Below are 25879 nucleotides of genomic sequence, written 5' to 3' on the forward strand. Positions count from 1 at the left end.
AAGGCCCGCATCGTTGCGGATTTCGAAACGATGATCGCGCTGCAGTGCAGCCGTCAGGCCGGCGCGTCGAGATCCGCGCTGCGCGCGGGCACGAACGCGACCGCGACGATCGACAGCGCGAGCCCGGCCATCACATAGTAGGTCGGCGCCAGCGGCGAACCCGTCGCCTTGATCAGCCACGTGACGATGAACTGCCCGAAACCGCCGAACAGCATCACCGCGACGTTGTACGCGATCGACAGCCCCGTCGAGCGCACGTTGGCCGGGAACAGCTCGGCGATCATCGCGCCGAACGGCCCGTAGTAGCCGGCGAGCGTCACCGACAGCACGGCCTGCACCGCGATCAGCCGCCCGATGCTCGGCGCCGCGTCGAGCCACGCGAACAACGGATACATCAGCGCGAGCGTCAGCACGAGCGACCACAGCGACAGCCCCTTGCGGCCGATGCGATCCGACCACGCGCCCGCGACCGGCGACAGCACCATTAGCAGCAGGTTGCCGACGATCACCGCATAGAACGATTCCGCGTACGGCAGCTTCAGCTGCTTCACCGCGAAGGTCGGCAGATAGCTGATCAGCACGTAGATCGTCACCGTCAGCGCGATCACCGAGCCGAGCCCGCACAGCACCTCGCGCGGGTGGCGCGTGAACACTTCGCCGAGCGTCGCACGGCGTGCGCTTTGCTGCGCATGCAGGAACGCTTCGGAATCCGCGAGATGGCGGCGGATGTAGAAGCCGATCGGGCCGATCACGAGCCCGAGGATGAACGGCACGCGCCAGCCCCAGCTGCGCAGCGCATCGGGCGACAGCCCGCGCGTGACGGCCGCGCCGACGAGCGCGCCGATCAGCAGCGCGGCCGCCTGGCTCGCCATCTGCCAGCTGCCGTAGAAACCGCGCTTGGAGAACGGCGCGGCTTCGATCAAGAGCGCGGTCGCGCTGCCGAATTCGCCGCCCGCCGAGAAACCCTGCAGCAGGCGGCCAAGCACGATCAGGAGCGGGCCGCCGATGCCGATCGCCGCATAGGGCGGTGCGATCGCGAGCAGGAAGATGCCGGCCGTCATCAGCAGGATCACGAGCGACAGCGCGGCCTTGCGGCCCGCGCGGTCGGCGTAAAGGCCGAACACGATGCCGCCGATCGGACGCATGAAGAACGCCACGCCGAACGTCGCGGTGGTCAGCAGCAGCGACGAGTATTCGCTGGTCGTCGGGAAGAACAGCTCGGCGATCACGACCGTCATGAAGCCGAACACCGTGAAGTCGTACCACTCGAGCGCGTTGCCGATCACGGCCGCCACGACCGCGCGCCGGTTCAGCGCACGCTCGGGCCGGATCGTTTTCGTTGAATTCGCAATCGTCGCCATGCGTGCCTCATCCTCGTGAATTCGCCGTGTCGGGCGACGCGGAGCAGTCTGCCGCGGCGCGCTGGTTTGCAGCGAGTGTAGAAAGCGACGGAACCGTTTTCAAGCAATAAAAACGCCCGCCATCTTTCGACGGCGGGCGTTTTGCGGTTTTCGCCACATTGCGGCATCGCACGATGCCGCCACGGACGTCAGCCCATCTTCGTGAATGCGCTGCACCAGCCCTTCGCCGACACCTGCTTGCCGGGGAAGGCGCCGCACGGGCCCGAAGCCGAACCCTTCTTGCCCTGGTACAGCATGCAGGCCGCGCAATCCTGGCCCGCCGCGTATTTCGGATACTTCGCCTTGTCGACCTTCGTGGCATCGGCCTTGTAGCCGAGCGCCACCGCGGCCGGATCGGTTTCCGACAGCATCGGCGCATCGGCCAGCGCTTCACGCGAAAGCGCCAGCGCGGACACGGCACCAATGCTCGTAATCAGGAAACTCCGACGGGATGTTTTCATGGGGGACTCGCTCCAACGTTATCGGTTTGAAAGCTGTTCTGGCGACAGCCGTTCGACAGAATAACGCTCAAGCGAATGAATGTGCGCGCCGAAATGCCGGAGATAAGGGATTTCACACGGGAGCTCACACGGAATTCACACGGCTGGTCCGCACGAAGACGGGCGCGTGCGTCACCCATGCGACGTCATGTCGCCGACGCGCTGCGCGAGCGCGAGCGACGCGGTCAGCCCCGGCGACTCGATGCCGAACAGGTTCACGAGCCCGCGCACGCCGTGCTGCGCCGCGCCCTGCACGATGAAGTCGGCCGGCGGCTCGCCGGGCCCCGCGAGCTTCGGCCGGATCCCCGCGTAGGCCGGCTGCAGCGCATCGTCGGGTAGCCCTGGCCAGTATGTGCGGATCGACGCGTAGAACGCCGGTGCGCGCGCCGGATCGACTTCGTAGCGCAACGCATCGACCCACTCGACGTCCGGGCCGAAACGGGCCTGCCCGGCCAGGTCGAGCGTAAGATGCACGCCGAGCCCGGCGCGGTCGGGCATCGGATAGACGAGGTGCGAGAACGGCGCGCGCCCGGACAGGCTGAAGTAGTTGCCGCGCGCCAGATAGAGCGGCGGCACCCAGCGCGGGTCGAGCCCGCGCGTGCGGCGCGCGAGCGCCTGCGCGCCGAGGCCCGCGCTGTTGATCACGCACGCGGCCTCGATTTCGGTCGGCGCGTCGCCGCCGGTACGCACCACGAAGCGGCCGCCGCGCAGCACGTCGATCGATTCGACCGGGGATTTCACCGCGCACATCGCGCCGTCGCGCTCGGCGTCGCCGAGCAGCGCCAGCATCAGCTGGTGACTGTCCACGATACCGGTGCTCGGCGAGAACAGCGCCTCCGCGCATTCGAGCGCGGGCTCGAGCGTCTGCGCCTCGGCACGCGTGAGCGGCATCAGGTCGAGCACGCCGTTTTCCGCCGCGCGCGCGGCGATCGCCTTCAACTGCTTCACCTGCGCGGCGCTCGTCGCGACGAGCAGCTTGCCCACGCGCCGGTGCGGCACGTGGCGTGTCTCGCAGAACTCGTACAACAGGTCGCGCCCGTGCACGCACGACAGCGCCTTCAGCGAACCGCGCGGGTAATAGAGCCCCGCATGAATCACCTCGCTGTTGCGCGAGCTCGTGCCCGTGCCGATCGCGTCGGCCGCCTCGAGCACGATGGTTTCGCGCCCGCGCGCGGCCAGTTCCCGCGCAATCGCAAGGCCGACGACACCCGCGCCGATCACCACACAGTCCGTCTGCTCCATGGCGTTTCGCGCCGCTTGCGCACCGAGGGGAGAGAAGGGAATTGTACGTCCCGGTCCGCCCGCTTGCCGAACGCCTCCGTATCGGCCTGCACGCGCCACGCGGCGAGGCGCGCGCGGCCGGCTCAGAATCCGATCGGCCGGCGCTTCGTCGCGCCCTCGTCGGCGCGGATGTCGGACGGCGCGATCACGTCGCGGCCGCCGAGCCGCGCGGCGCCGAACGCATGCAGCAGCGCACGGCGCATCGTGCGCGGCGGCGTCGCGGCCAGCACGTCGAGCGCGTCGTCGTCGAGCGTGTCGGGGAAGCGCCGCCCCCACGCGTGCGACGTGCGGATCTCGTCGTAGATCGTCTGCGCGATACGGCGCGCGCCGGCCGCGTCCGGCGGCGCGATCTCGTACACGTTCATCCGGTTCAGCAGCGGCTCCGGAATCGCCTGCGCATCGTTCGCGGTCGCGACCCAGATCACGTTGCCCGCATTGATCGGCACCTCGGCGAATTCGTCGACGAACGCGCGCGCGGTGTCGTGCTCGAGCAACGCGTACAGCGCGCCGAGCGGATCGTATTGCGCGTCGCTGCCGGCCTTGTCGATCTCGTCGACCGCGATCACCGGGTTCGCATAGCTGCCGTTGACGAGCGCCTCGAACACCTTGCCGGGCTTCGCGTTCTTCCATTGCGACGACGCGCCCGACAGGATCCAGCCGGCCGTCAGCGAACTCATCGGCACGTAGTGATACGCGGTGCCGAGCAGTTGCGCGAGCGCCTTCGCGAAATGCGTCTTGCCGATGCCGGGCGGCCCGAGCAGCAGGATCGGCATCAGTTCGAGCCGGTCGTCCGTCTCGAGGCACAGCGCGACCTGCTTGCGCACGTCGTCGAGCGGCTCGGTGAAATTGGGCAGCGCGCCGCCGAGTTCGTCGAATGACGGCATCCGGTTCGGCTTCACGCAAAAGCGCAGATTGCCGGTCTTGAGCATCCGCTCGTAGGTGGCGCGCAGTGCGTCGCTCGCGCTCTCGTTCAAGTCGTTCAACGCGGTCTCGACCTGCTCGAGGTCGTACACCGTGCTCAAGGACGCTACCGCCAGTTCCTGTTTCACCATCGCCGTCGTCATACCAACCTCGCTACCGCTACCGTCACACGATCATCAGACCCTTACGATTTCAGTGTAGCGATCCCGCATCGGCGTGCAAGCAAGCAGCCGCCCCGGTCTGCTGCTAACACCACGCGCACACTGCAGCGCCGCGCGGTGCGGCGTATGATCGATGATTCACCGGCCGCCGCGCCGGCCATGCCACGGCGCCCGCGCGGCGCCGTGCGCTTCGTTTCGAAGGTATGCCGATGTCCATCCCTGCTGCCGTCCCGCGCGCCGACACCGATGCGATCGACGCCGTCGACTCCGCGCTCAAGTCGCGCCGCGCGATTCGCGCGTTCCTGCCGACGCCCGTGCCGCGCGACACGCTCGAGGCGATCCTCGAAGCCGCGAGCCGCGCGCCGTCGGGCACCAACATCCAGCCGTGGCGCGTGTACGTCGCGACCGGCGCGACCCGCGACGCACTCGCCGCGGCCCTGAGCGCCGCGTACGACGATCCGGCGCGCGACGAGAAATACGTCGCCGAGTACGACTACTATCCGCGCGAATGGGTGTCGCCGTATATCGACCGGCGCCGCAAGGTCGGCTGGGACCTGTATGGTCTGTTGAACATCGGCCGCGACGAAAAAGCCCGCATGCACGCGCAGCATGCGCGCAACTTCCGCTTCTTCGATGCGCCCGTCGCGCTGTTCTTCACGCTCGACCGCGTGATGACGCACGGCGCATGGCTCGACTGCGGAATGTTCCTGCAGGGCGTGATGACGGCCGCGCGCGCACGCGGCCTCGACACCTGCCCGCAGGCCGCGTTCGTGCCGTTCCACCGGATCATCGCCGCGCATCTCGGGATGCCGCCCAATGAGCAGCTCGTCTGCGGGATGTCGCTCGGCCATGCGGACCCGGATGCGATCGAGAACCGTCTCGTCACCGAGCGCGCGAGCGTCGCCGAGTTCGCGCGCTTTTTCGCTTGAAAACGCGTGACGCGGACCTACCTTTCGATCAGGACCGGATCGTGCTGCGAACCTGCGGCGATACGTCCTGTCACACCACCGTCCAGATCCATCGGGCGTAAGATGTGCGTCCGTTCCCCGCTACCCCGCGTTTCCGGAGAAGTTTCATGCTGAAACACGGCCTGGCCGTCCTGCTCGCGAGCGCCGCGCTCGCGGCCCATGCGCAGAGCCCCACACCGGCCGTCGTCGCGTGGGAGATCCAGGTGGTGCGCGACGGTCAGACGATCGACACGTTCCAGCAACGCACCACCGTGGGTCAAACCCGTACCGACACCCATCGCTATCCGTCCGCCGTGCCCGTCGGCTGCGGCAATGCCGCGCGCGTCGTGCCGACCGAGCGCTCGCGCTCGGTGACGGTCGCGCCGCTCACCGTCGACGACGCCGCGCACACGGTGTCGCTCGCGCTCGACGTGCAGGAAACCCTCGACGACGAAAACGCGACGCGCAGCGATCCGTGCCTGCCCGCGTCGCCGCGGCAGATCGTCGCGAGCCATCCGGGCCTGTCGGTCGGCGGCGACGCATGGACCGACTGGACGCTCGTCGAGCAGCGCCCGCATCTCGTCTACCGCGTGCGCGCGCACGTCACGAAGGACTGAGCGCCATGTCCGCCGACGCCCTGTCCTTGCCGTTCGCCGAGCCGCACGCCGCGCCCGACGAAATCACCGCGGTCAGCTGGAACCTGCACAAGGGCCGCTCGCCGCTCGGCTTCACCGCATGGAACGCGATGCGCAACTGGATGCAGTCGACGCACGCGGACGTGTATTTCCTGCAGGAGGCGATGGCGCGCCGCATGCCGCGCCCGATGCTCGCCCCCGGCTTCGGCGCGCCGATGGACGACACGGTCGACGACGTGTGGCACTGCCAGGCCACCGAGATCGCGCAGGCGCTCGACTGGCAGATCGCGCTCGGACCGAACGTGTTCAAGCCGTCGTGGCGGCACGGCAACGCGATCCTGTCGCCGCATCCGCTCGACCTCGGCGGCCGCTGGGACATCTCCGCGCACCGCTTCGAGCGGCGCGGGCTGCTGGTTGCGCGCGCGACGCTCGCGGGCGCACGGCCCGTCACGCTGCTGTGCGCGCACCTCGCGCTCACGCGCGCGGCGCGGCTGCGCCAGATGCACTGGATCGCGCACTGGATCGTGCGCAACGCGGGCGACGACCCGCTCGTGCTCGCCGGCGACTTCAACGACTGGCGCAACGATTCGGTCGCGCTGTTCGGCGAGATCGGGCTGTCCGAGGTCGCGACGCTGCTCGGGCAGTCGGGCCGCACGTTCCCCGCGTTCTCCCCGGCGCTCGCGCTCGACAAGATGTTCGTGCGCGGGCTGACGCCGCTCGAATGGCAGGCGCCGTCAGGCGAAACCGCGTGGCTGTCGGACCACCTGCCGTATATCGCGCGGCTGCGCCTCGATCCGCAGTGACGCGGTAGCGCGGCAGCAGGACTGCGCGCCAGAGTAGCGATTTGCCGGCCCGCCGCCGCGCCCGCCATGAGTATTCGTGCGTCGCGTTCCTGTTCGCGAGCCCGCGTGCGCAGCGCGGCTACCGCCGCGCGCGGCGTCCACTCGACGCGCTGTGCGGCGCCGCGCTCGTCGGCCTGGGCGCGAAGCTCGCGGCCGATCGCTGAAAGCCGGTTGCAAGATTTCGTTGCGCCAAATCCGCGCAGCCACGCGGGTCAAGCCCGCATCTGCCCCAAGCAGGGTAAAATAACCAGTTCCTCAATCGTCTGTCATCGAGAAGGCGCGTGTCCGACGCGCCGGCCGGCCGATCCGCGATCGGGCCGACGCACTCGGTTTTTTGCCCGTTTTTGGGCCCGTTACACGCGTCCGCTACGCGCGTCCGTTTTCAAAGCCATGAGCAAATACGACACCGCCACCGTCCAATCCGTCCATCACTGGACCGACACGCTTTTCAGCTTCACCTGCACCCGTGAGCCGAGCCTGCGCTTCAACAACGGCGAATTCACGATGGTCGGCCTCGAGGTCGACGGCAAGCCGCTCGCGCGTGCCTACTCGATCGTCAGCCCGAACTACGAAGAGCACCTCGAATTCTTCAGCATCAAGGTCCAGAACGGCCCGCTGACGTCGCGCCTGCAGCACCTGAAGGTGGGCGACTCGGTGCTGATCGGCAAGAAGCCGACCGGCACGCTCGTCGCCGACAACCTGCTGCCCGGCAAGACGCTGTGGATGCTGTCGACCGGCACGGGCCTCGCCCCATTCATGTCGATCATCCGCGACCCGGACATCTACGAACGCTTCGACAAGGTCATCCTGACGCACACCTGCCGCCTGAAGGGCGAGCTGGCGTACATGGACTACATCAAGCACGACCTGCCGGGCCACGAGTACCTGGGCGACATCATCAAGGAAAAGCTCGTCTACTACCCGACGGTCACGCGCGAGGCGTTCGACAACGAGGGCCGGATCACCGACCTGATCGCGACGGGCAAGCTGTTCACGGACCTCGGCGTGCCGGCGTTCTCGCCGGAAAACGACCGCGTGATGCTGTGCGGCAGCACCGCGATGCTGAAGGACACGACGGACCTGCTGAAGCAGGCCGGCCTGGTCGAAGGCAAGAACAGCGCGCCGGGTCACTACGTGATCGAACGCGCATTCGTGGACTGATCGATCCCCGAATTTGTGCAGCATCAAGAACCGGAGCAAAAGCTCCGGTTTTTTTTTGCCCCTACTTGGCGAATTCGTAACAAACCACGATCATTCCACGGCAAATCGTTACATTTTGATACGCACCATCCAGGTGCTTCCGTGTCAGTGTTTTTCCTACAACAGCTTCACTCGGATTATTCACATTTACCCTTAAATGTCCGCCTGGCATGACGTTTTCCAAATTTTTGAGATATTATTCGCCCCGCGCGGTCGCCGATTCGGCGACCATTGGAGGGTCGGACTCAAACGTTACAAGATGTAACTTTTGTTACCTCGGTACGGGGCGATTCTCTGGCGGCTGCCGTCATCGAAACGGCAGCCGATCCAGGCAGCCAGCCGGTGTCCGAACCGCTTTCTGATAGCAGGGAGAGTCATGGTTACGTCGCTCAATGCGCCCACGGGCGCTCACGCCCCGTTCCCGTCGCAGCCGCTCGACTGCGACGCAGCCGCGCCCGTGGCCGAAGCCCTGCCCGAACACGACACGTCCGCCGCCCGGATCGCGGCGCTGTCCCTCCAGCTGATGATTGCCGACGAGGCGGCCCGCCGCCATCTCGCCGGCGAGCTGCATGACGGACTCGGCGCCGAACTCACCGCCGCGCGTTTCGCGCTGGCAAACGTTCAAACGTGGCTGCCGGCCGATGCGCCGGACGGCTGCCTGCGCGCGCTCGAGCTGGCGCAGCAGGCGCTCGACTCCGCCACCGACGCCAACCGCCAGCTGATCGACGAGCGCGACACGCCGGCACTCGACGGCGGCGTCGTCGGCGCCCTGTCGACGTGGGTCGACAGCCACACGGCCCGCACCGGCCTGCGCACGAGCTTCGTCTGCGCGGCCGACGCGCGACTCACGCAGCTCGGCGGCGCCGGCGCGCTCGCCATCTTCCGCGTCGCGCAGGAAGCGCTGTCGAACGTCGCGAAGCATGCGCGCGCGACATCCGTCGACGTGCAGATCGACACCGACGACTCGCATATGTCCCTGATCGTCACCGACGATGGGACCGGTCTTGCACGTAGCCGGCGCACCGGCTACGGTCTCGCCGGAATGCGCGCACGCTGCGAGGCGTTCGGCGGCAGCTTCGACGCGAGCGCACCGGAAGCGGGGCGCGGCACGCGCGTCACCGCGCGCTTCGCGTGGGACTCGCTGTTCGCGGAGCCGGCGGCCGCGCGCCGCGCATCGCTTTCGTGAGGCCCTCATGAGCCTGAACATCCTGCTCGTGGACGATCACGCGATCGTCCGGCAAGGGATCCGCCATCTGCTGATCGACCGCGGCATCGCGCGTCACGTGACCGAAGCCGAGACCGGCAGCGATGCGGTGGCCGCCGTCGACCGCCAGGCCTTCGACGTGATCCTGCTCGACATCTCCTTGCCGGACACGAACGGCATCGAGGTGCTCAAGCGCATCAAGCGCAAGCTGCCGGGCGCGCCGGTGCTGATGTTCTCGATGTATCGCGAGGACCAGTACGCGGTGCGCGCGCTGAAGGCCGGCGCGGCCGGCTACCTGTCGAAGACGGTGAATGCCGCGCAGATGATCGGCGCGATCCAGCAGGTCGCGGCCGGCCGCAAGTACGTGAGCCCGGCGATGGCCGAGGCGCTTGCCGAATACGTGTCGTTCGAGAACGAACCGCTGCCGCACGAGAAGCTGTCCGACCGCGAATACCAGACGCTCTGCATGCTGGCGTCGGGCAAGCGCCTCACCGACATCGCGAACACGCTGTCGCTGTCGGTGAAGACGGTCAGCGTGTACCGGTCGCGGCTGCTCGAGAAGATGCGGCTGTCGAACAACGCGGAACTGACGTTCTACGTGATGAGCAACCGGCTCGTCGACATGGCGCCCGCGTCGGGCGCCTGATTCATCGTCCTCGCCGCGCCGGCCGGCTCCGCGCCGGGCCCGGTGCGCCGAACGACGCACACAAGCGCTTGTTTTATCGGACGATTCCCGAGCGCGCCGCTGCGCCGCAGCAGGTCTTCCACGCCAAATCGGCTAAAATTACGGGTTTTCACTCACTCGGCGCCGCCGCGCTCGCGCGCGCTGGAGACTCATCCGCAATGTCCCTCTTCCGCAAGAAAAACGTCGATCGCATGATCGCCGGCGCACACGGCGCCGGACTCAAGAAAGCGCTCGGCGCAATCGACCTCACCTTCCTCGGGATCGGCGCGATCATCGGCACCGGCATCTTCGTGCTGACCGGCACGGGCGCCGTGCAGGCCGGCCCCGCGCTGATGCTGTCGTTCGTGATCGCCGCGATCGCGTGCGGCCTCGCGGCGCTGTCGTACGCCGAATTCGCGTCGACGATTCCGGTCGCGGGCTCGATCTACACCTACTCGTACGCGACGCTCGGCGAGCTCGTCGCCTGGATCATCGGCTGGGACCTGATGCTCGAATACGGCCTCGCGGCGTCGGCCGTGTCGGTCGGCTGGTCGGGCTACCTGCAGTCGCTGCTGCAGGGCTTCGGGCTCACGCTGCCGACCGTGCTGACGGCCGCGCCCGGCGCGATTCCGGGCGTCGTCACGTGGTTCAACCTGCCGGCGTTCCTCGTGATGCTGGTGATCACGACGCTGCTGTCGATCGGCATCCGCGAGTCGACCCGCATCAACAACATCATGGTGTTCATCAAGGTGTCGGTCGTGCTGCTCGTGATCGCGGTCGGCGTCTTCCACGTCACGCCAGCGAACTGGAAGCCGTTCATGCCGCACGGCTGGAACGGCGTGTTCGGCGCGGCGGCCGTGATGTTCTTCGCGTTCATCGGCTTCGACGCGGTGTCGTCGGCGGCCGAAGAAGTGAAGAATCCGAAACGCGACCTGCCGATCGGCATCATCGCGTCGCTCGCGGTGTGCGCGGTGCTGTACGTGACGGTCGCGGCAGTCGCGACCGGCATCGTGCCGTCGGCGCAGTACGCGAACGTGTCGCACCCGATCTCGTATGCGCTGCAGATCGCCGGCGAGAAGTGGGTCGCGGGCTTCATCGATCTCGGCGCGGTGCTCGGCATGCTGACCGTGATCCTCGTGATGAGCTACGGCCAGACGCGCATCATCTTCGCGATGTCGCGCGACGGGCTGCTGCCGGCGGCGCTGTCGCGCGTGCATCCGCGCTACGCGACGCCGTTCCTGACGACCTGGCTCGTCGGCCTGTTCTTCGGGCTGATCGCCGCGCTCGTGCCGCTCAACGTGCTCGCCGAGCTGATCAACATCGGCACGCTCGCCGCGTTCTCGATGGTGTCGATCGCGGTGCTGGTGCTGCGCCGCACGCACCCGGAACTGCCGCGCGCATTCCGCTGCCCGGGCGTGCCGGTGGTGCCGATCCTCGCGGTCGGCGCGTGCCTGTTCCTGATGCTGAACCTGCAACCCGTCACGTGGGCCGCGTTCGGCATCTGGCTCGTCATCGGCCTCGTGATCTACTTCCTGTATTCGCGGCACCACTCGAAGCTCGCGCACGGTCAGCACGACGCGCATTGACCGCCGTCGCTGCGCGCGCACGCCGCGCGCAGCGGCACGACGCCACGCCGGGCCGTCACCGGCCCCGTGCGCGCCCCCTCCCCGCCGGAACCCGCCCGGCCATCGGCGCCCCTTGAGCGTGGCGCACCACACGCACCACACGCGCCGCCGCGCCCCGCCCGCACCCGCCCGCACCCGATCGCTGCCCGATCGTCGCGATTTCTTGCCCGATCGTCCGGATTTGCCCGCACGATTTGCACGCTGCCAGCACGCGCGCGCCGGGCGGTTCATAATCCGGCCATCGAACGATGGCCCGGCCCGGCGGGCCGTCCGGCAACAGGAACGGAATGATGGAAAGCGTCGATCTCGATGTACTGAAATCCAGCGCGCGCTGGCTCGACGAAGGGCGCCGCGTGCTGCTCGTGACGGTCGTGAAGACGTGGGGCTCGTCACCCCGCCCCGAGGGCGCGATGCTCGCGGTGCGCGAGGACGGCCTCGTGGTCGGCTCCGTGTCAGGCGGCTGCATCGAGGACGACCTGATCGCCCGCGTGCATGCGAGCGGGATCGCGGCCGATGCACGCCCGGAAGCCGTCAAGTACGGCGTGACGGCCGAGGAAGCACACCGCTTCGGGCTGCCCTGCGGCGGCACGATCCAGCTCGTGCTGGAGCCGCTCACGCCCGACAGCGGGATCGCCGCGCTGTGCGCGGAAGTCGAGGCCGGCCGCCTCGTCACGCGCACGATGACGCTCGCGACCGGCCGCGCGTCGCTGTCGCCCGCGCAGGCGACCGACGGGCTCGCGTTCGACGGCGACCGGCTCGTGACGATACACGGGCCGCGCTACCGGATGCTCGTGATCGGCGCGGGGCAGTTGTCGCGCTATCTGTGCCAGATCGCGGTCGGGCTCGATTATCAGGTGACGGTCTGCGATCCGCGCGAGGAGTACACGGATGCGTGGGACGTGACGGGCACGCGCGTCGTACACACGATGCCCGACGACACGGTGCTCGACATGAAACTCGACGCGCGTTCGGCCGTGATCGCGCTCACGCACGACCCGAAGCTCGACGATCTCGCGCTGATGGAGGCACTGAAGACGCCCGCGTTCTACGTGGGCGCGCTCGGCTCGCGGCGCAACAACGCCGCCCGGCGCGAGCGGCTGCTCGAATTCGACCTGAGCGAGGCGGAACTGGCGCGGCTGCACGGGCCGGCCGGCATCTACATCGGCAGCCGCACGCCGCCGGAAATCGCGATCTCGATCCTCGCCGAGATCACGGCCGCGAAGAACAACGTGTCGCTGCCGACGATCCTGCAGGTCGAGGGCGCGAAGGCCGCCCGCGAGATCGCGGCGAACAGCGGCGCGACCTGCGGCCTCTGAAGCTAGTTGCCCCGTGGCGCATGGCCGTGCCGGAGGCCGTCATGCGCCGGCGGACAACCGGCGCACGTCGATGGTCAAGTCAGGCGAGACCCGCGGCGAGCGCCGCGGCGACGGAGCCTGCCACCAGCACGACGCCGACCGTGCGGCGCTTGTTCAGCTCGGTCCACAGCAGCACGCCCGTCAGCGACAACAGGATCAGCGAACCGGCGATCGTGTCCATCAGCAGCACCCAGCCGAGATTCATGCCGACGCCGCGATGCAGGTTGTTCAGCGTGGTCAGGAACGTATTGCCGGTGCGCTTCACCGATACGTAGCCATTGCCGACCCAATATTCGGCCTGCAGGCTCTGGTGCGGACCGAACAGGCCCATCTGCCAGTGCTCCGGCTGCATCACGCGCTTGTCGCCCCAGGCGACCGGCTGCGCAGGCTCCTTGCGCACGCGGCCCGGCCGGCCGTCGAAGTGCAGTTCGTGCTGCAGCCACTTCGTCATCGCGGCCGGCGACTTCGGCGCCGGATCCGGCAACGCGATCTGCATCTGCTCGACCTGCGGTTCGCCGGTCGGGATCTTCAGCGGTGGCGCACGGTGGTTGAGCAGCACGCCCGTCACGCCGAACAGCAGCCCGAGCACCGCGCCCCAGAGCCCGACCCAGCCATGCACCTTGCGCAGCCATTTGATGAAGGTCGCGCGGCGCGAGCGCTGGCGGCGCGTCGCCAGTTCGGCGTCGCTCAGGGGCCGTGCGGCCGGATGCAGCACGGTGACGCCCGCTGGGGGCCTGCCCGCCTGCGGCGGGGCGATCGTTTCGGGCGCGTTCACGCGAGAGTATCCATTTGTTCAAAGCAACGGGCAGCGCACGAAAAACGCGCGCCGCCCGGATAACATGAAAATGAGAATGGATATCATTACACAAATGGCGCGGCCGCTCAATCCCACGGCGAACGTCGGCCGACAAGAAAATCAGGCGATAACCGACGAAGCGCGCGGATTGCACGCCAATCCATGTCAATAGAAGGAAATGCCGGCGAAATGATTGTGAAAGACTGTGACAGCGTCTCGCAAGGAAAACGGGCCGGCGAACGCTCAGCGGCGCAGCGGCGGTAGCGGAAAGTGCGGGGCGACGTCGCCCGGCCCGGGCTCAGTCCGATCGAGCGCGTACAGCCATGCCAGCAGATCCGCGACGGCCTGGTAAAGCTGCGGCGGAATCCGGTCGTCGAGATCGACCTGCATCAGCAGCGACACCATCTCCGGCGCGGTATGCACGTACAGCCCGGCATCCCGCGCACGAGCGACGATCATCTCGGCGAGCAGGCCGTACCCCTTCGCAACCACGCGCGGCGCGGTATCGCCCCCCTTCGGATCGTAGACGAGCGCGGTCGCGCGCTTGCGGGACGCCATGCTCATCGCGGCACCTCGTCGTCGGCGCCCGGCGTGCCGCCCGCCGCGCTGCGCGCATACGCGGCGGCTGCCGCCTGCGCGACGAGCGGGTCGAAGCCGTCCGGTTCGTCGCCGACCGCACGGATCGACAGTCCGCCGAGCTGCAGCCCCGATCCCTCGAACCGCTGCCGCAGCGCGGCCTCGTTCCGCGTGAGCCGGTCGGCGCCGGCCGAATTCGCGCGCAGTCGCGCGACGAGTTGCGCGCCATTGAGCACCAGCTCCGCGTCGACCGTGCCGAGCGACGGTAACGTGAGCGTCAGCCGCGTGCGCCATGCGATCCCGCTTCCTGCATCGTCGCCGCCGCGCGACGCGTGGCCGCCCGGATCGTCGGGCTCGATCGTCCAGTCGAGGCGCGCCCCGGGCCACGCCTCGCCCGCCCAGCGGAACTGGTCGGTCGCGAGCGCATCGAGCTGCTGCCGGACGATCGGCACGGCGGCCGGATGTACGGGAGCCGGTGCCTGCGCCTGCGGATCGGCCAACGCGGCGCCCAGTTCGGCGCGCGCGGGCGTCCAGCGCGTGTCGGGGCGGTCGCCGAGCGGGTCGGTCGTCGCGGCCGTGACCGACGCCGCACCTTGCCGAGCGGCGGCAGCCGCGTTCTGTGCAAGCTCGCGCGGCACCGCACCGCCGGACGCGGGCGTGCCCGGCTGCGTGGCCGTTCGCGCCGTCGTCGGTAGCGGCAGGCGCTGCGCGAGCAGTTCGTCGAGCACGTCGGGTGCGTCGTGCTGCGCGGCATCCGGGGCGGGCTGCACCGGCGCGGTCATGAGCCGCGCCTGCGGTTCGCGCATCAGCGCGGCGAGCGGGCGCTGGCCGGCCAGCCACTGCGCGAGATGGGATTCGTAAAAGAGGCCGCTTTCGCTCACGGCCTGCGCGAGCGCCGCACGCAGCGCCGCGACGGGCGGCGCGGCCGCCGCATCGCGCGCGGCCGCGACGTCAGACGCAGGCGTTGCGGTGGAAGGCGCGGCGGCGGACGCAGCCGGAACGGCGGCCGGCTGCCCGTCGGGCGGCACGGCCGCCGCCGTGCTCAGCAACACGGCAGGATCGGCCAGCAGCGGCGTGCGCCCGGCGATCACGGGCGTCGCGATGCCGCCCGAGCGCGAGATCGCGTCGAGCACGAGCGCGACCTCGGACAGCGCGGTCTGCGCGGATGCCGGTGGTGCCGCCGGCGGGGCCCCTGTCGAAGACGGCGACGACGCGCCGGCGCCCGGCGTGCCGACCTGCGCGGTCGCGCCGCCGCCAGCGGGCGCCGTCACGGAGCCGGTCAGCAGGCTGTCGAGGCGACTCGCCAGCAGGGCGGCCGCAACGGAGTCGATACCGGTCATGATCGGAGCCTGCTCACCTCAGCCACATCGTTGGGAAGCCGGGCAGGCGGCAACCGCCGCCCCGGCAAACGGGCACTACCCGCGAGCGCGGTAGAGATCGGTCAATACCTGGGTCGAGCGCCGCGCCTCGAACAGCGCGGACAGCCGGGCGACTTCCGGGCTCGCGAGATCGCGGATCGCGGCGTCGTCAGCGAGGATGCGGCGGATCAGCCCGAGCTTGCGACCGAGGTCGGCCTGGTCGAGCGCGACGCCCGGATCGGCCTCCTTCAGCCCATCGACGAGACGCAGGAATTCGGCCTGCAACTCCGGCAGCGCGCTCCACTCCGCGCCGCGCGCCGCGGACAGCATGCGGCCCGAAACAGCCGCGAGCGCCTCGTAGCGAGCGAAGTATTCGGCCTTGAGATTCATCGTGCCGCGCCCGCCGCCTGTTGCGCGGCCATGCGTGCGACTTCCGGAGCGATGCCCGTCCACGCTTCCTCGAGCGTCGCGAGCAACCCGTCGACCTCGACCAGCATCGCGTCGCTCGCGTGCATGTTGGCTTCCAGCAGGCGCCGGCCGATATACGTGTACAGCGCGTCGAGGCGCCCGGCGATCTGGCCCCCCGCGTCGCGGTTCAGCGACGCCTGCAGGCCGCTCTCGACGATCCCGATCGCCTTGCCGATCGCTTCGCCGCGTGCGGGCACGTTGCCCTGCTGCAGATGCATGCGCGCGAGCGCGATGGCCTGGCGCGCGCCCTGGTACAGCATCGCGATCAGCCGGTGCGGGGAGGCGCCCATCACCCCCGTCTCGACGCCGACACGCGCGTATGCACTGGCTCCAGCGTGTCCTGGGGAAAACATGCGCTTCTCCTTGTGTTGCGTTGGCTATGCGGTGGCCGCCGCGCTGCAATGCATGAAGCGGCCTTGTTCCAGAGTTATCGGAAGGGAATTGAAAAGCTTTAGGCGCACGGGCCGCCGGCCGGACCGGCAGGCCGCTCACCGGGCGCGTCGCCGGTCGGCCGCCCGTGGATGTCCATCGCCGGCTGGCCGTCCCGGGTTGCCGGGCCCGTCACACGGACATCTGCATGATGTCGTTGTAGGCGCTCACGAGCTTGTTGCGGACCTGGAGCCCGAACTGGAAACCGATGTTGGCCTTCTGCATGTCGACCATCACGTCGTTCAGCGACACGTTCGCCGCGCCGACCTCGAACGCCTGCGCCTCGCCGAGCGCGTGCTTCTGGTCGCCGCTGATCTTGTCCAGCGACGCCTTCATCGCGCTCGCGAACGTGCCGGCCGTCGCCGCGCCCGAACCGGCGAGCGCCGCCGTCGGGCTCGCGACGCCGCCGCTCGCCTGCGCGGCCATCGCCTGCATCTGTTGCAACACCGAACCGATTCCGCTGACGTTGGCAGCCATGCTGTCCCCAGACATATGAGAGTAGAGACCCGGACGCACCGGGCGCTCCGACGGCGCCGCACGACGCGCACCATGCCGGATCGCGAAAAAGGATAGCAGCGCGGCGCGCGCCAAAGCCGCGAAAGTACGGGGGAAACCCCGCTCTTTTCAGTCGATCGGAGTCGCGCTCCGGTCCCGATAATCGCATCGTGTCATTGTCCGTCCGCTCGTCCGAGCGGCTCAGTCGTCCCGCTCCGGAGAAATTCCACGCATGGATTCGCAGGCCAACTCGCTGATCAACCCCGACGCCCGCACGGGCCTCGCCAGCCCGGTGCCAGGCGCCACCGCGGCCGCCGCGTTGCCGGGAGCAGGCGGCGCCGGCGCGGACTTCGGGTTCGGCGGCTTCGCGGAACGCATCCCCGGCATCACGCGGATGAAGGGCAACCCGAAACTGCCGTTCGTGATCGCCGTCGCGCTCGCCATCGCCGCGATCACCGCGCTCGTGCTGTGGAGCCGCGCGCCCGACTATCGCGTGCTGTACAGCAACCTGTCGGACCGCGACGGCGGCGCGATCATCACCGCGCTCCAGCAGGCAAACGTTCCCTACAAGTTCGCCGACGCCGGCGGCGCGATCCTCGTGCCGTCGAACCAGGTACACGAAACGCGCCTGAAGCTCGCCGCGATGGGCCTGCCCAAGGGCGGCTCGGTCGGCTTCGAGCTGATGGACAGCCAGAAATTCGGCATCAGCCAGTTCGCCGAGCAGGTGAACTACCAGCGCGCGCTCGAAGGCGAGCTGCAACGCACGATCGAGTCGATCAACGCCGTGAAGACGGCGCGCGTGCATCTGGCGATCCCGAAGCCGTCGGTGTTCGTGCGCGACAAGGAAGCGCCGAGCGCATCGGTGTTCGTCGACCTCTACCCGGGCCGCGTGCTCGACGAGGGCCAGGTGCAGGCGGTCACGCGGATGGTGTCGTCCGGCGTGCCCGACATGCCGGCCAAGAACGTGACGATCGTCGACCAGGACGGCAACCTGCTGACGCAGACCGCGTCGGCCACCGGCCTCGACGCGAGCCAGCTCAAGTACGTGCAGCAGGTCGAGCACAACACGCAAAAGCGCATCGACGCGATCCTCGCGCCGATCTTCGGCACCGGCAACGCGCGCTCGCAGGTCAGCGCGGACATCGATTTCTCGAAGCTCGAGCAGACCTCGGAAAGCTACGGCCCGAACGGCGCGCCGCAACAGGCCGCGATCCGCAGCCAGCAGACCAGCAGCGCGACCGAACTCGCGCAGGGCGGCGCATCGGGCGTGCCGGGCGCGCTGTCGAACACGCCGCCGCAGCCGGCCTCCGCGCCGATCGTCGCCGGCAACGGCCAGAACGGGCCGCAGTCGACGCCCGTCAGCGACCGCAAGGACCAGACGACCAACTACGAGCTCGACAAGACGATCCGCCACGTGGAGCAGCCGATGGGCAACGTGAAGCGGTTGTCGGTCGCCGTCGTGGTCAACTACCAGCCGGTCGCCGACGCGAAGGGCCACGTGACGATGCAGCCGCTGCCGCCCGCGAAGCTCGCGCAGATCGAGCAGCTCGTGAAGGACGCGATGGGCTACGACGAGAAGCGCGGCGACTCGGTCAACGTCGTGAACAGCGCGTTCTCGACCGCCACTGACCCGTACGCCGACCTGCCGTGGTGGCGCCAGCCGGACATGATCGCGATGGCGAAGGAAGCCGCGAAGTGGCTCGGCATCGCGGCGGCCGCGGCGGCGCTCTATTTCATGTTCGTGCGCCCGGCGATGCGCCGCGCGTTCCCGCCGCCCGAGCCGGCCGCACCGGCACTCGCGGCGCCGGAGGATCCGGTCGCGCTCGACGGCCTGCCCGCCCTGGAACAGGCGGACGAGCCCGATCCGCTGCTGCTCGGCTTCGAGAACGAAAAGAACCGCTACGAACGCAACCTCGACTACGCGCGCACGATCGCCCGCCAGGATCCGAAGATCGTCGCCACCGTCGTGAAGAACTGGGTGTCCGATGAACGCTGAAGGCCTGACCAAGAGCGCGCTGCTGCTGATGTCGATCGGCGAGGAAGAGGCCGCTGAAGTATTCAAGTTCCTCGCTCCGCGCGAGGTGCAGAAGATCGGCGCCGCGATGGCCGCGCTGAAGAACGTCACGCGCGAGCAGGTCGAGGAGGTGCTGCACGAGTTCGCGAAGGAAGCCGAGCAGCACACCGCGCTGTCGCTCGATTCGAGCGAGTACATCCGCTCGGTGCTGACCAAGGCGCTCGGCGAGGACAAGGCCGGCGTGCTGATCGACCGGATCCTGCAGGGCAGCGACACAAGCGGCATCGAGGGCCTGAAGTGGATGGACTCGGCCGCCGTCGCGGAACTGATCAAGAACGAGCATCCGCAGATCATCGCGACGATCCTCGTGCACCTCGACCGCGACCAGGCGTCGGAGATCGCGTCGTGCTTCACCGAGCGGCTGCGCAACGACGTGCTGCTGCGGATCGCGACGCTCGACGGCATCCAGCCGGCCGCGCTGCGCGAGCTCGACGACGTGCTCACCGGCCTGCTGTCCGGCAGCGACAACCTGAAGCGCAGCCCAATGGGCGGCATCCGCACCGCGGCCGAGATCCTGAACTTCATGACGAGCAATCACGAGGAAGGCGTGCTCGAAAGCGTGCGCCAGTACGACGCCGACCTCGCGCAGAAGATCGTCGACCAGATGTTCGTGTTCGAGAACCTGCTCGACCTCGAGGATCGCGCGATCCAGATGGTGCTGAAGGAAGTCGAGTCGGAAACGCTGATCATCGCGCTCAAGGGCGCGCCGCCCGCGCTGCGCCAGAAATTCCTCGCGAACATGTCGCAACGCGCGGCCGAACTGCTCGCCGAGGATCTCGACGCGCGCGGCCCGGTGCGCGTGTCCGAAGTCGAGACGCAGCAGCGCCGCATCCTGCAGATCGTGCGCAACCTCGCCGAGAGCGGCCAGATCGTGATCGGCGGCAAGGCGGAAGACGCGTATGTCTGATTCCGCGCGCGAGCTCGCCGGCACCCTCACCGCGTACCAGCGGTGGGAGATGGCGTCGTTCGATCCGCCGCCGCCCCCGCCGCCGCCCGACGATGCGGCAGCGGCGGCCGCCGCGCTCGCCGAGGAACTGCAGCGCGTGCGCGACGCCGCGCATGCCGAAGGCCATGCGGCCGGCCACGTCGAAGGCCAGGCACTGGGTTACCAGGCCGGGTTCGATCAGGGGCGCGAACAAGGCTTCGAGGCCGGCCAGGCCGAAGCACGCGAACAGGCCGCGCAGCTTGCGGCGCTGGCCGCGTCGTTTCGCGAGGCCGTGTCGGGCGTCGAGCACGATCTCGCGTCCGAGCTCGCGCAGCTCGCGCTCGACATCGCGCAGCAGGTCGTGCGCCAGCACGTGAAGCACGATCCGGCCGCGCTCGTCGCGGCCGTGCGCGACGTGCTCGCCGCCGAGCCGGCGTTGTCCGGCGCGCCGCATCTCGTGGTGAATCCGGCCGACCTGCCCGTCGTCGAAGCCTATCTGCAGGACGATCTCGATACGCTCGGCTGGAACGTGCGCACCGACGCGTCGATCGAGCGCGGCGGCTGCCGCGCGCACGCCGCGACCGGCGAGGTCGACGCGACGCTGCCCACCCGCTGGCAACGCGTCGCCGCCGCGATCGGCAAGGTGAGCGCATGGTGACGCCCACGCCCGAATCGGTGCTGCACGACGGGATGACACCGCTCGAGCGCGAGCTCGCACTCGCGTCGTTCGGCCCCGATGCGTTGTTCGACCTCGAAGCATCGCATGGCGCCGCGCACGGCACGCACGCGCCCGCGACGGATACCGCCGGCGATGCGCCGCGCGCGCCGCACAATCCGCACCTCGCGCACTGGCGCACGCACCTGAACGGGCTCGCGGCCCGCAGTCACCGCGCGCTGCCGCTGCGCCCGTGCGGGCGCCTCACGCGCGCCGCGGGCCTCGTGCTCGAGGCGATCGGGCTGCGCCTGTCGGTCGGCGCCGAATGCACGATCGAATTGCCGCCCGGCAGCACGCTGCCGCACGCGGAAGCGGAAGTCGTCGGCTTCGCCGGCGATCGCCTGTTCCTGATGCCGACCACCGACGTCGCAGGCGTCTTGCCCGGTGCGCGTGTGTGGCCACGGGAAAGCGCGCCCGTCGCCGATCCGCTCGCCGGTGCGAAGCGGCTGCCGGTCGGCTGGGAAATGCTCGGGCGCGTGGTCGACGCGTCGGGCCGCCCGCTCGACGGCCTCGGCCCCCTCGCGTCGAAGGTCGACGCACCGCTGTCGGCGCCGTCGATCAACCCGCTCGATCGCGAACCGATCCATCACGTGCTCGACGTCGGCGTGCGCGCGATCAACGGCCTGCTCACCGTCGGCCGCGGGCAGCGGATGGGCCTGTTCGCCGGCTCCGGCGTCGGCAAGTCGGTGCTGCTCGGCACGATGGCGCGCTACACCAGCGCGGAAGTGATCGTGATCGGGCTGATCGGCGAACGCGGCCGCGAAGTGAAGGAGTTCATCGAACAGATCCTCGGCGAGGACGGGCTCGCGCGCTCGGTCGTCGTCGCAGCGCCGGCCGACGTGTCGCCGCTGCTGCGGATGCAGGGCGCGGCCTACGCGACGTCGCTCGCCGAGTATTTCCGCGACCAGGGCAAGCACGTGCTGCTGCTGATGGATTCGCTGACGCGTTACGCGATGGCGCAGCGCGAGATCGCGCTTGCGATCGGCGAGCCGCCCGCGACCAAGGGCTATCCGCCGTCGGTATTCGCGAAGCTGCCCGCGCTCGTCGAGCGCACCGGCAACGGGCCCGAAGGCGGCGGCTCGATCACCGCGTTCTACACGGTGCTGACCGAAGGCGACGACCAGCAGGACCCGATCGCCGATTCGGCGCGCGCGATCCTCGACGGCCATATCGTGCTGTCGCGCGCGCTCGCCGAAGCCGGCCACTATCCGGCGATCGACATCGAGGCGTCGATCAGCCGCGCGATGACCGCGCTGATCGACGAAACGCATCTCGACCGCGTGCGGCAGTTCAAGCAGATGCTGTCGCGCTACCAGCGCAATCGCGACCTGATCGCGGTCGGCGCCTATGCGCCCGGCCGCGACGCGCAGCTCGACCGCGCGATCGCGCTCTACCCGCGCATCGAATCGTTCCTGCAGCAGGGCTTTCGCGAATGCGCGCCGTTCGCGTCGAGCCTCGGCGCGCTCGATGCGCTGTTCGACGTACACGGAGGCTGACCCCGATGGCACACGGCTTTCCCCTTCAGCTCCTGCTCGACCGCGCGCAGGAAGATCTCGACACGGCCGCGAAGCAGCTCGGCACCGCGCAGCGCGACCGCACCGCGGCCGCCGACCAGCTCGATGCACTGCTGCGCTATCGCGACGAGTATCACGCGCGCTTCGCGCAGTCCGCGCAACACGGGATGCCGGCCGGCAACTGGCGCAACTTCCAGGCGTTCATCGATACGCTCGACGCGGCGATCGTGCAGCAACGCAACGTGCTGGCCGCAGCCGAAGTCCGCATCGACGAGGCGCGCCCCAACTGGCAACAGAAGAAACGCACCGTCGGTTCATACGAAATCCTGCAGGCGCGCGGCGTCGCGCAGGAAGCGCAGCGTACGGCGAAGCGCGAACAGCGCGACGCCGACGAACACGCCGCGAAGATCCTGCGCATGCGGGCCGATGCGGCCCGTTCAGCGTAACCGCTCACCGCTTTCGAACGAGAGAATCGTCATGCCTCCCCTGCCCCTGCTCGGCGTGCTGCTCGACACCGCCGGCACCGCACTCAAGGCGATCCGCGATGCGGGTTCGTCCGCCTCCGCCAAGTCCGCCGGCAACGATGCCGCAAGCAGCCCTGCCGCCATGCCGTTCGCGCAGACGCTGAAGCAAAGCGTCGTCACGCGGCACGACGCGGCAATCGCCGGCAAGCCGGACGTCTCGACGAAACAGGCGTCGTCGACATCCGCCGCCGGCACGAAGTCCGCCGACCACGGCGACGACGACCAGTCGACCGAAGACGCCATCGCGACGCTCAACCCGGACGCTGCCGCGCTCGCCGCGGCAGCCGCCGTGCAGGCGCAACTGCAGACGCGCGCGAACGACGCGGCGCCAGTCGGTGCCGATACCGCTGCCACCGCCGCGCAAACGACGGCCGTGTCCGGCCAGCCCGACGCCACGGCCGCGCTGACGAACCACGCAAGCAAGGATGCGGCCGCCGAGCCTGCCGTGCCGGTGTCGGGTCGCGACACGCTGCAGGCGGCACTTGCGAAGCTGACCGGCGGCGCGGGTGCAATCGCGATGCCCGCGACGGGCACGGCTGCGACAGCGGCAGCACCCGCGGCGGCGACGTCCGCCTCGGCTGCCGCTACGCCGCCGACGCCGAAAGTCCCGACCTTCGACCGCACGCTCGCCGACGCGAAAGGCGCGCTCGCGACGCAGCAGGCGCCCACGCAAGCCACCGCACCGGCGCTGCAGGCCGGCGCAACGGCCCAGCCCGCCGCGCAGCACGCATTCGCGGCCGCCGAGGAAACCGCCAGCCCGGCCGCCGACGCGACGGTCGCTGCCGCCGCAACGGCTGCGGCAGCCGCACAGGCGAACCTCCAGGCATCGCCCGCCGCAAGCTCGATCGCCGCGGCCAACGCACACGTGCTGGCGCCGCACGTCGGCACCGCCGACTGGACCGATGCGCTGAGCCAGAAAGTCGTGTTCCTGTCGAATGCGCACCAGCAAAGCGCCGAGCTGACGCTGAACCCGCCGGACCTCGGCCCGCTGCAGGTCGTGCTGCGCGTCGCGGACAACCACGCGCATGCGCTGTTCGTGTCGCAGCACGCGCAGGTGCGCGACGCGGTGGAAGCCGCGCTGCCGAAACTGCGTGAAGCGATGGAAGCGGGCGGGCTCGGCCTGGGCAGCGCGAGCGTCAGCGATGGCGGCTTCGCGTCGCAGCAGCAGAACCCGCAGCAAAGCTTCGCCGGCGGCCGGCCGTCGCCGCGCGCGCGCGCCGGGTCGTCAGCCGTCGACGCACCGGTCGACGCCGTGCAATCCGCAGCGGCCGGCGCGACCGTGAGCCGCGCGGGCCTCGTCGATACGTTCGCCTGAGCATCGCGTCGGTCGTGTGCCGGTGCGCGCCGCTCAGCGGCCGTGCGCCGCCGCGGCCGCCTCGTTGCGCGGCACGCCACCGCCCCGGCGTGTCGCGACGATGAAGTCCGCCGCGCGTTCGCCGATCATCACCGACGGCGCATTCGTGTTCCCGCCGATCAGCGTCGGCATCACCGACGCATCCACCACCCGCAGCCCTTCGACGCCCCGCACGCGCAGTTGCGGATCCACGACCGCGCGCGCATCCGAGCCCATCCGGCAGGTGCCGACCGGGTGATAGATCGTGTCGGCATGCTCGACGATCGTCGCGCGCAGCTCGGCTTCGCTCTGGTCCGCCCGGGTGTACAGCTCGCGCCCGCCCTGCGACGCGAGCGGCGCCTGCGACAGGATCCGGCGCATCGCCTGCGCGCCGCGCACGAGCAGGTCGAGATCGCGCGTATCGCTGAAGAAGCGCGGATCGATCAGCGGTGCGTCGCGCGCATCGCCGCTCGCGAGCGCGACCGTGCCGCGGCTGAACGGGCGCAGCGCGCACACGTGCAGCGAATAGCCGAAGCCCCAGTGCATCTTGCGGTTGTGGTCGTCGACGAGCGCCGTGCAGAAATGCAGCTGCAGGTCCGGACGATCGAGCGAGGGGTCGCTCTTGATGAAGCCGCCGGCCTCCGCGACGTTGCTCGTCATCATCCCCGTGCGGCTCGAGAAGTAGCGCACGAGCGCCGGCGTCATCTTCGCGATCCCGCGCAGGCAGACGCCGACCAGCTCCGACGAATTCACGCGCGTGTTGATGATGAAATCGATATGGTCGATCAGGTTCGTGCCGACGTCCGGCGCGTCCTGCACGACGGCGATCCCGTGCCGGCGCAGCTGTTCCGCCGGACCGATCCCCGAGCACATCAGCAGCTGCGGCGAATTGAACGCGCCGGCCGACAGGATCACTTCCGCGCGTGCACCGAGCGTCTCGACGCGTCCGTCGCGCGACACCACGACCCCGACCGCGCGCTTGCCGTCGAAGCCCACGCGCAGCACCGTCGCGTCGGTGATCACGTGCAGGTTCGGCCGCTCGCGGCCGTAGATGTATGCGCGCGCGACGCTGCAGCGCGAGCCGTCGCGATGCGTGACCTGATAGAAGCCGACGCCTTCCTGCGTCGCGCCGTTGAAGTCGTTGTTGAGCGGATAGCCGGCCGCGTGCGCCGCCTGGATGAATCGTTCGGAAAACGGATTGCGAAAGCGCAGGTCGGACACCGTCAGCGGGCCGTCCGCGCCGTGCCACGCATCGGCACCGCGCGCGTTGCCCTCCGCGCGGCGGAAATACGGCAGCACGTCCTGCCAGCCCCAGCCCGTCGCGCCGAGTTGCGCCCATTCATCGTAGTCGCCCGGGTGGCCACGCGTGTAGATCATCGCGTTGATCGCGCTCGAGCCGCCCATTCCGCGCCCGCGCGGCTGATATCCGCGGCGGCCGCCGAGGCCCGGCTGCGGCACCGTCTCGTAACCGTAGTTCGTGCCGAGCTTGAACGGCACGAGCGCCGCGATTCCCACCGGCATGTTGACGAGCAGGTTGCGCTCCGTGTGCGAGCCGGCCTCGATCAACGCGATCGTCGCGTCGGGGCATGCGTCGGCGAGGCGGCTGGCGAGGCTCGAGCCGCCCGACCCTCCGCCTACGATGATGTAGTCGTATTGCATGTCACGTCTCCTTCGTGTCATGAACGGCGCCCGGCGCGGCCGGCTCCCGCTTGTAATGTTCGGGCATTGTAGGAATGGCCGCCGCGCGCGCGGCACGCCGATTCAAGAGCGATTCCTCTAAACGCCCGCGTGAACTAAATTTAAGATGTATCGATTGATGCGACGCGATGCACCGGCCGCCAGAAGCCGCGCCGTCGCGAAACTGGGGAGACGACGATGCAGCGCGACGCTCTGCAGGCCGCGTGCCGACCGGGTTGTCCGGACGCACCGCGCGCGGC

Annotated in this window: 25 protein-coding genes and 1 pseudogene; 15 read left to right on the plus strand and 11 right to left on the minus strand. The window is 69.3% G+C overall.

Features of this window, described 5'->3' with window-relative positions:
- Positions 1-53 precede the first annotated feature (53 nt).
- The 4 genes from DIE11_RS21810 to DIE11_RS21825 form a co-directional block, all read right to left on the minus strand.
- Entirely contained in the window at positions 54-1361 is a 1308-nt protein-coding gene (locus DIE11_RS21810; RefSeq protein ID WP_059607399.1) for an MFS transporter, read from the minus strand.
- A 188-nt stretch (positions 1362-1549) separates the two neighbouring features.
- Positions 1550-1861 carry a high-potential iron-sulfur protein gene (locus tag DIE11_RS21815; RefSeq protein ID WP_059508331.1) on the minus strand — a complete coding sequence of 104 codons (312 nt, stop codon included), beginning with the start codon at positions 1859-1861 and terminating at the stop codon, positions 1550-1552.
- Between the two features lie 171 nt (positions 1862-2032).
- Positions 2033-3142 carry an NAD(P)/FAD-dependent oxidoreductase gene (locus DIE11_RS21820; RefSeq protein ID WP_124626969.1) on the minus strand — a complete coding sequence of 370 codons (1110 nt, stop codon included), beginning with the start codon at positions 3140-3142 and terminating at the stop codon, positions 2033-2035.
- A 122-nt stretch (positions 3143-3264) separates the two neighbouring features.
- Positions 3265-4245, minus strand: a complete 981-nt coding sequence (locus DIE11_RS21825) for an AAA family ATPase (RefSeq protein WP_059607402.1) — start codon at positions 4243-4245, stop codon at positions 3265-3267.
- Positions 4246-4472: 227 nt separating this feature from the next.
- Here DIE11_RS21825 and DIE11_RS21830 point away from each other — a divergent pair, with 227 nt between their 5' ends.
- The 9 genes and pseudogenes from DIE11_RS21830 to DIE11_RS21870 all read left to right on the plus strand — a co-directional run bounded on the left by DIE11_RS21830 (position 4473) and on the right by DIE11_RS21870 (position 12696).
- Complete coding sequence (locus DIE11_RS21830) at positions 4473-5192, plus strand: nitroreductase (RefSeq protein ID WP_124626971.1); 720 nt, start codon at positions 4473-4475, stop codon at positions 5190-5192.
- 146 nt (positions 5193-5338) lie between these two features.
- Entirely contained in the window at positions 5339-5827 is a 489-nt protein-coding gene (locus tag DIE11_RS21835) for a hypothetical protein (RefSeq protein WP_124626973.1), read from the plus strand.
- Between the two features lie 5 nt (positions 5828-5832).
- Entirely contained in the window at positions 5833-6648 is an 816-nt protein-coding gene (locus DIE11_RS21840; RefSeq protein ID WP_059607406.1) for an endonuclease/exonuclease/phosphatase family protein, read from the plus strand.
- Between the two features lie 71 nt (positions 6649-6719).
- Positions 6720-6851, plus strand: a pseudogene (locus DIE11_RS21845) (LysE family translocator); the annotation flags it as partial.
- A 226-nt stretch (positions 6852-7077) separates the two neighbouring features.
- Positions 7078-7848 carry a ferredoxin--NADP reductase gene (locus DIE11_RS21850; RefSeq protein WP_059535031.1) on the plus strand — a complete coding sequence of 257 codons (771 nt, stop codon included), beginning with the start codon at positions 7078-7080 and terminating at the stop codon, positions 7846-7848.
- 415 nt (positions 7849-8263) lie between these two features.
- Complete coding sequence (gene rqpS, locus DIE11_RS21855; RefSeq protein WP_124626975.1) at positions 8264-9073, plus strand: quorum system sensor histidine kinase RqpS; 810 nt, start codon at positions 8264-8266, stop codon at positions 9071-9073.
- 7 nt (positions 9074-9080) lie between these two features.
- Complete coding sequence (rqpR, locus tag DIE11_RS21860; protein WP_124626977.1) at positions 9081-9737, plus strand: response regulator transcription factor RqpR; 657 nt, start codon at positions 9081-9083, stop codon at positions 9735-9737.
- Between the two features lie 197 nt (positions 9738-9934).
- Positions 9935-11341, plus strand: coding sequence for an amino acid permease (locus DIE11_RS21865; RefSeq protein WP_059607413.1), 1407 nt, complete (start codon positions 9935-9937; stop codon positions 11339-11341).
- A 329-nt stretch (positions 11342-11670) separates the two neighbouring features.
- Positions 11671-12696, plus strand: a complete 1026-nt coding sequence (locus DIE11_RS21870; protein ID WP_059607548.1) for an XdhC family protein — start codon at positions 11671-11673, stop codon at positions 12694-12696.
- Positions 12697-12775: 79 nt separating this feature from the next.
- Here the strand turns inward: DIE11_RS21870 and DIE11_RS21875 are convergent, their stop codons facing one another.
- The 6 genes from DIE11_RS21875 to fliE all read right to left on the minus strand — a co-directional run bounded on the left by DIE11_RS21875 (position 12776) and on the right by fliE (position 16839).
- Positions 12776-13510 (minus strand): PepSY-associated TM helix domain-containing protein, encoded by a 735-nt coding sequence (locus DIE11_RS21875; protein ID WP_124626979.1) that lies wholly within the window; start codon positions 13508-13510, stop codon positions 12776-12778.
- 264 nt (positions 13511-13774) lie between these two features.
- Positions 13775-14095 carry an EscU/YscU/HrcU family type III secretion system export apparatus switch protein gene (locus DIE11_RS21880; RefSeq protein ID WP_124626981.1) on the minus strand — a complete coding sequence of 107 codons (321 nt, stop codon included), beginning with the start codon at positions 14093-14095 and terminating at the stop codon, positions 13775-13777.
- Positions 14092-15447 carry a flagellar hook-length control protein FliK gene (locus tag DIE11_RS21885; protein WP_124626983.1) on the minus strand — a complete coding sequence of 452 codons (1356 nt, stop codon included), beginning with the start codon at positions 15445-15447 and terminating at the stop codon, positions 14092-14094. Before DIE11_RS21885 ends, DIE11_RS21880 begins: the two co-directional genes overlap by 4 nt.
- 75 nt (positions 15448-15522) lie before the next feature.
- On the minus strand, positions 15523-15855 hold the full coding sequence (locus tag DIE11_RS21890; protein WP_059607422.1) for a flagellar protein FliT: 333 nt from the start codon (positions 15853-15855) through the stop codon (positions 15523-15525).
- Positions 15852-16286 (minus strand): flagellar export chaperone FliS, encoded by a 435-nt coding sequence (fliS, locus tag DIE11_RS21895; RefSeq protein WP_059535013.1) that lies wholly within the window; start codon positions 16284-16286, stop codon positions 15852-15854. Before fliS ends, DIE11_RS21890 begins: the two co-directional genes overlap by 4 nt.
- 208 nt (positions 16287-16494) lie before the next feature.
- Complete coding sequence (gene fliE, locus DIE11_RS21900) at positions 16495-16839, minus strand: flagellar hook-basal body complex protein FliE (protein ID WP_059448462.1); 345 nt, start codon at positions 16837-16839, stop codon at positions 16495-16497.
- A gap of 250 nt (positions 16840-17089) precedes the next feature.
- Between fliE and fliF the strand changes: the two genes are divergently transcribed.
- The 6 genes from fliF to DIE11_RS21935 are packed head-to-tail and all read left to right on the plus strand — an operon-like array spanning position 17090 to position 23924.
- Complete coding sequence (gene fliF, locus DIE11_RS21910; protein ID WP_124626985.1) at positions 17090-18853, plus strand: flagellar basal-body MS-ring/collar protein FliF; 1764 nt, start codon at positions 17090-17092, stop codon at positions 18851-18853.
- Positions 18843-19838 carry a flagellar motor switch protein FliG gene (gene fliG, locus DIE11_RS21915; protein WP_124626987.1) on the plus strand — a complete coding sequence of 332 codons (996 nt, stop codon included), beginning with the start codon at positions 18843-18845 and terminating at the stop codon, positions 19836-19838. Before fliF ends, fliG begins: the two co-directional genes overlap by 11 nt.
- Positions 19831-20514, plus strand: coding sequence for a flagellar assembly protein FliH (fliH, locus tag DIE11_RS21920; protein WP_124626989.1), 684 nt, complete (start codon positions 19831-19833; stop codon positions 20512-20514). The genes fliG and fliH overlap by 8 nt, the downstream gene beginning before the upstream one ends.
- The gene (fliI, locus tag DIE11_RS21925; protein WP_124626991.1) at positions 20508-22067 is read left to right on the plus strand and encodes a flagellar protein export ATPase FliI; all 1560 of its coding nucleotides are present in this window, start codon (positions 20508-20510) and stop codon (positions 22065-22067) included. The genes fliH and fliI overlap by 7 nt, the downstream gene beginning before the upstream one ends.
- A 5-nt stretch (positions 22068-22072) precedes the next feature.
- Positions 22073-22531, plus strand: coding sequence for a flagellar export protein FliJ (fliJ, locus tag DIE11_RS21930; RefSeq protein ID WP_059607431.1), 459 nt, complete (start codon positions 22073-22075; stop codon positions 22529-22531).
- A gap of 31 nt (positions 22532-22562) precedes the next feature.
- Positions 22563-23924, plus strand: a complete 1362-nt coding sequence (locus DIE11_RS21935) for a flagellar hook-length control protein FliK (RefSeq protein ID WP_124626993.1) — start codon at positions 22563-22565, stop codon at positions 23922-23924.
- A gap of 33 nt (positions 23925-23957) precedes the next feature.
- Here DIE11_RS21935 and DIE11_RS21940 read toward each other — a convergent pair whose 3' ends face one another.
- Positions 23958-25601, minus strand: a complete 1644-nt coding sequence (locus DIE11_RS21940) for a GMC family oxidoreductase (protein WP_124626995.1) — start codon at positions 25599-25601, stop codon at positions 23958-23960.
- Positions 25602-25879: the final 278 nt, after the last annotated feature.

The organism is Burkholderia sp. Bp9012, from assembly GCF_003853825.1.
Lineage (GTDB): Bacteria > Pseudomonadota > Gammaproteobacteria > Burkholderiales > Burkholderiaceae > Burkholderia > Burkholderia diffusa.

Bases quoted from the DNA above. Each gene is read 5' to 3' on its own strand.
- DIE11_RS21810 (WP_059607399.1), bottom strand. From the start codon at position 1,361: ATGGCGACGATTGCGAATTCAACGAAAACGATCCGGCCCGAGCGTGCG.
- DIE11_RS21815 (WP_059508331.1), bottom strand. From the start codon at position 1,861: ATGAAAACATCCCGTCGGAGTTTCCTGATTACGAGCATTGGTGCCGTG.
- DIE11_RS21820 (WP_124626969.1), bottom strand. From the start codon at position 3,142: ATGGAGCAGACGGACTGTGTGGTGATCGGCGCGGGTGTCGTCGGCCTT.
- DIE11_RS21825 (WP_059607402.1), bottom strand. From the start codon at position 4,245: ATGACGACGGCGATGGTGAAACAGGAACTGGCGGTAGCGTCCTTGAGC.
- DIE11_RS21830 (WP_124626971.1), top strand. From the start codon at position 4,473: ATGTCCATCCCTGCTGCCGTCCCGCGCGCCGACACCGATGCGATCGAC.
- DIE11_RS21835 (WP_124626973.1), top strand. From the start codon at position 5,339: ATGCTGAAACACGGCCTGGCCGTCCTGCTCGCGAGCGCCGCGCTCGCG.
- DIE11_RS21840 (WP_059607406.1), top strand. From the start codon at position 5,833: ATGTCCGCCGACGCCCTGTCCTTGCCGTTCGCCGAGCCGCACGCCGCG.
- DIE11_RS21850 (WP_059535031.1), top strand. From the start codon at position 7,078: ATGAGCAAATACGACACCGCCACCGTCCAATCCGTCCATCACTGGACC.
- rqpS (WP_124626975.1), top strand. From the start codon at position 8,264: ATGGTTACGTCGCTCAATGCGCCCACGGGCGCTCACGCCCCGTTCCCG.
- rqpR (WP_124626977.1), top strand. From the start codon at position 9,081: ATGAGCCTGAACATCCTGCTCGTGGACGATCACGCGATCGTCCGGCAA.
- DIE11_RS21865 (WP_059607413.1), top strand. From the start codon at position 9,935: ATGTCCCTCTTCCGCAAGAAAAACGTCGATCGCATGATCGCCGGCGCA.
- DIE11_RS21870 (WP_059607548.1), top strand. From the start codon at position 11,671: ATGGAAAGCGTCGATCTCGATGTACTGAAATCCAGCGCGCGCTGGCTC.
- DIE11_RS21880 (WP_124626981.1), bottom strand. From the start codon at position 14,095: ATGAGCATGGCGTCCCGCAAGCGCGCGACCGCGCTCGTCTACGATCCG.
- DIE11_RS21885 (WP_124626983.1), bottom strand. From the start codon at position 15,447: ATGACCGGTATCGACTCCGTTGCGGCCGCCCTGCTGGCGAGTCGCCTC.
- DIE11_RS21890 (WP_059607422.1), bottom strand. From the start codon at position 15,855: ATGAATCTCAAGGCCGAATACTTCGCTCGCTACGAGGCGCTCGCGGCT.
- fliS (WP_059535013.1), bottom strand. From the start codon at position 16,286: ATGTTTTCCCCAGGACACGCTGGAGCCAGTGCATACGCGCGTGTCGGC.
- fliE (WP_059448462.1), bottom strand. From the start codon at position 16,839: ATGGCTGCCAACGTCAGCGGAATCGGTTCGGTGTTGCAACAGATGCAG.
- fliF (WP_124626985.1), top strand. From the start codon at position 17,090: ATGGATTCGCAGGCCAACTCGCTGATCAACCCCGACGCCCGCACGGGC.
- fliG (WP_124626987.1), top strand. From the start codon at position 18,843: ATGAACGCTGAAGGCCTGACCAAGAGCGCGCTGCTGCTGATGTCGATC.
- fliH (WP_124626989.1), top strand. From the start codon at position 19,831: ATGTCTGATTCCGCGCGCGAGCTCGCCGGCACCCTCACCGCGTACCAG.
- fliI (WP_124626991.1), top strand. From the start codon at position 20,508: ATGGTGACGCCCACGCCCGAATCGGTGCTGCACGACGGGATGACACCG.
- fliJ (WP_059607431.1), top strand. From the start codon at position 22,073: ATGGCACACGGCTTTCCCCTTCAGCTCCTGCTCGACCGCGCGCAGGAA.
- DIE11_RS21935 (WP_124626993.1), top strand. From the start codon at position 22,563: ATGCCTCCCCTGCCCCTGCTCGGCGTGCTGCTCGACACCGCCGGCACC.
- DIE11_RS21940 (WP_124626995.1), bottom strand. From the start codon at position 25,601: ATGCAATACGACTACATCATCGTAGGCGGAGGGTCGGGCGGCTCGAGC.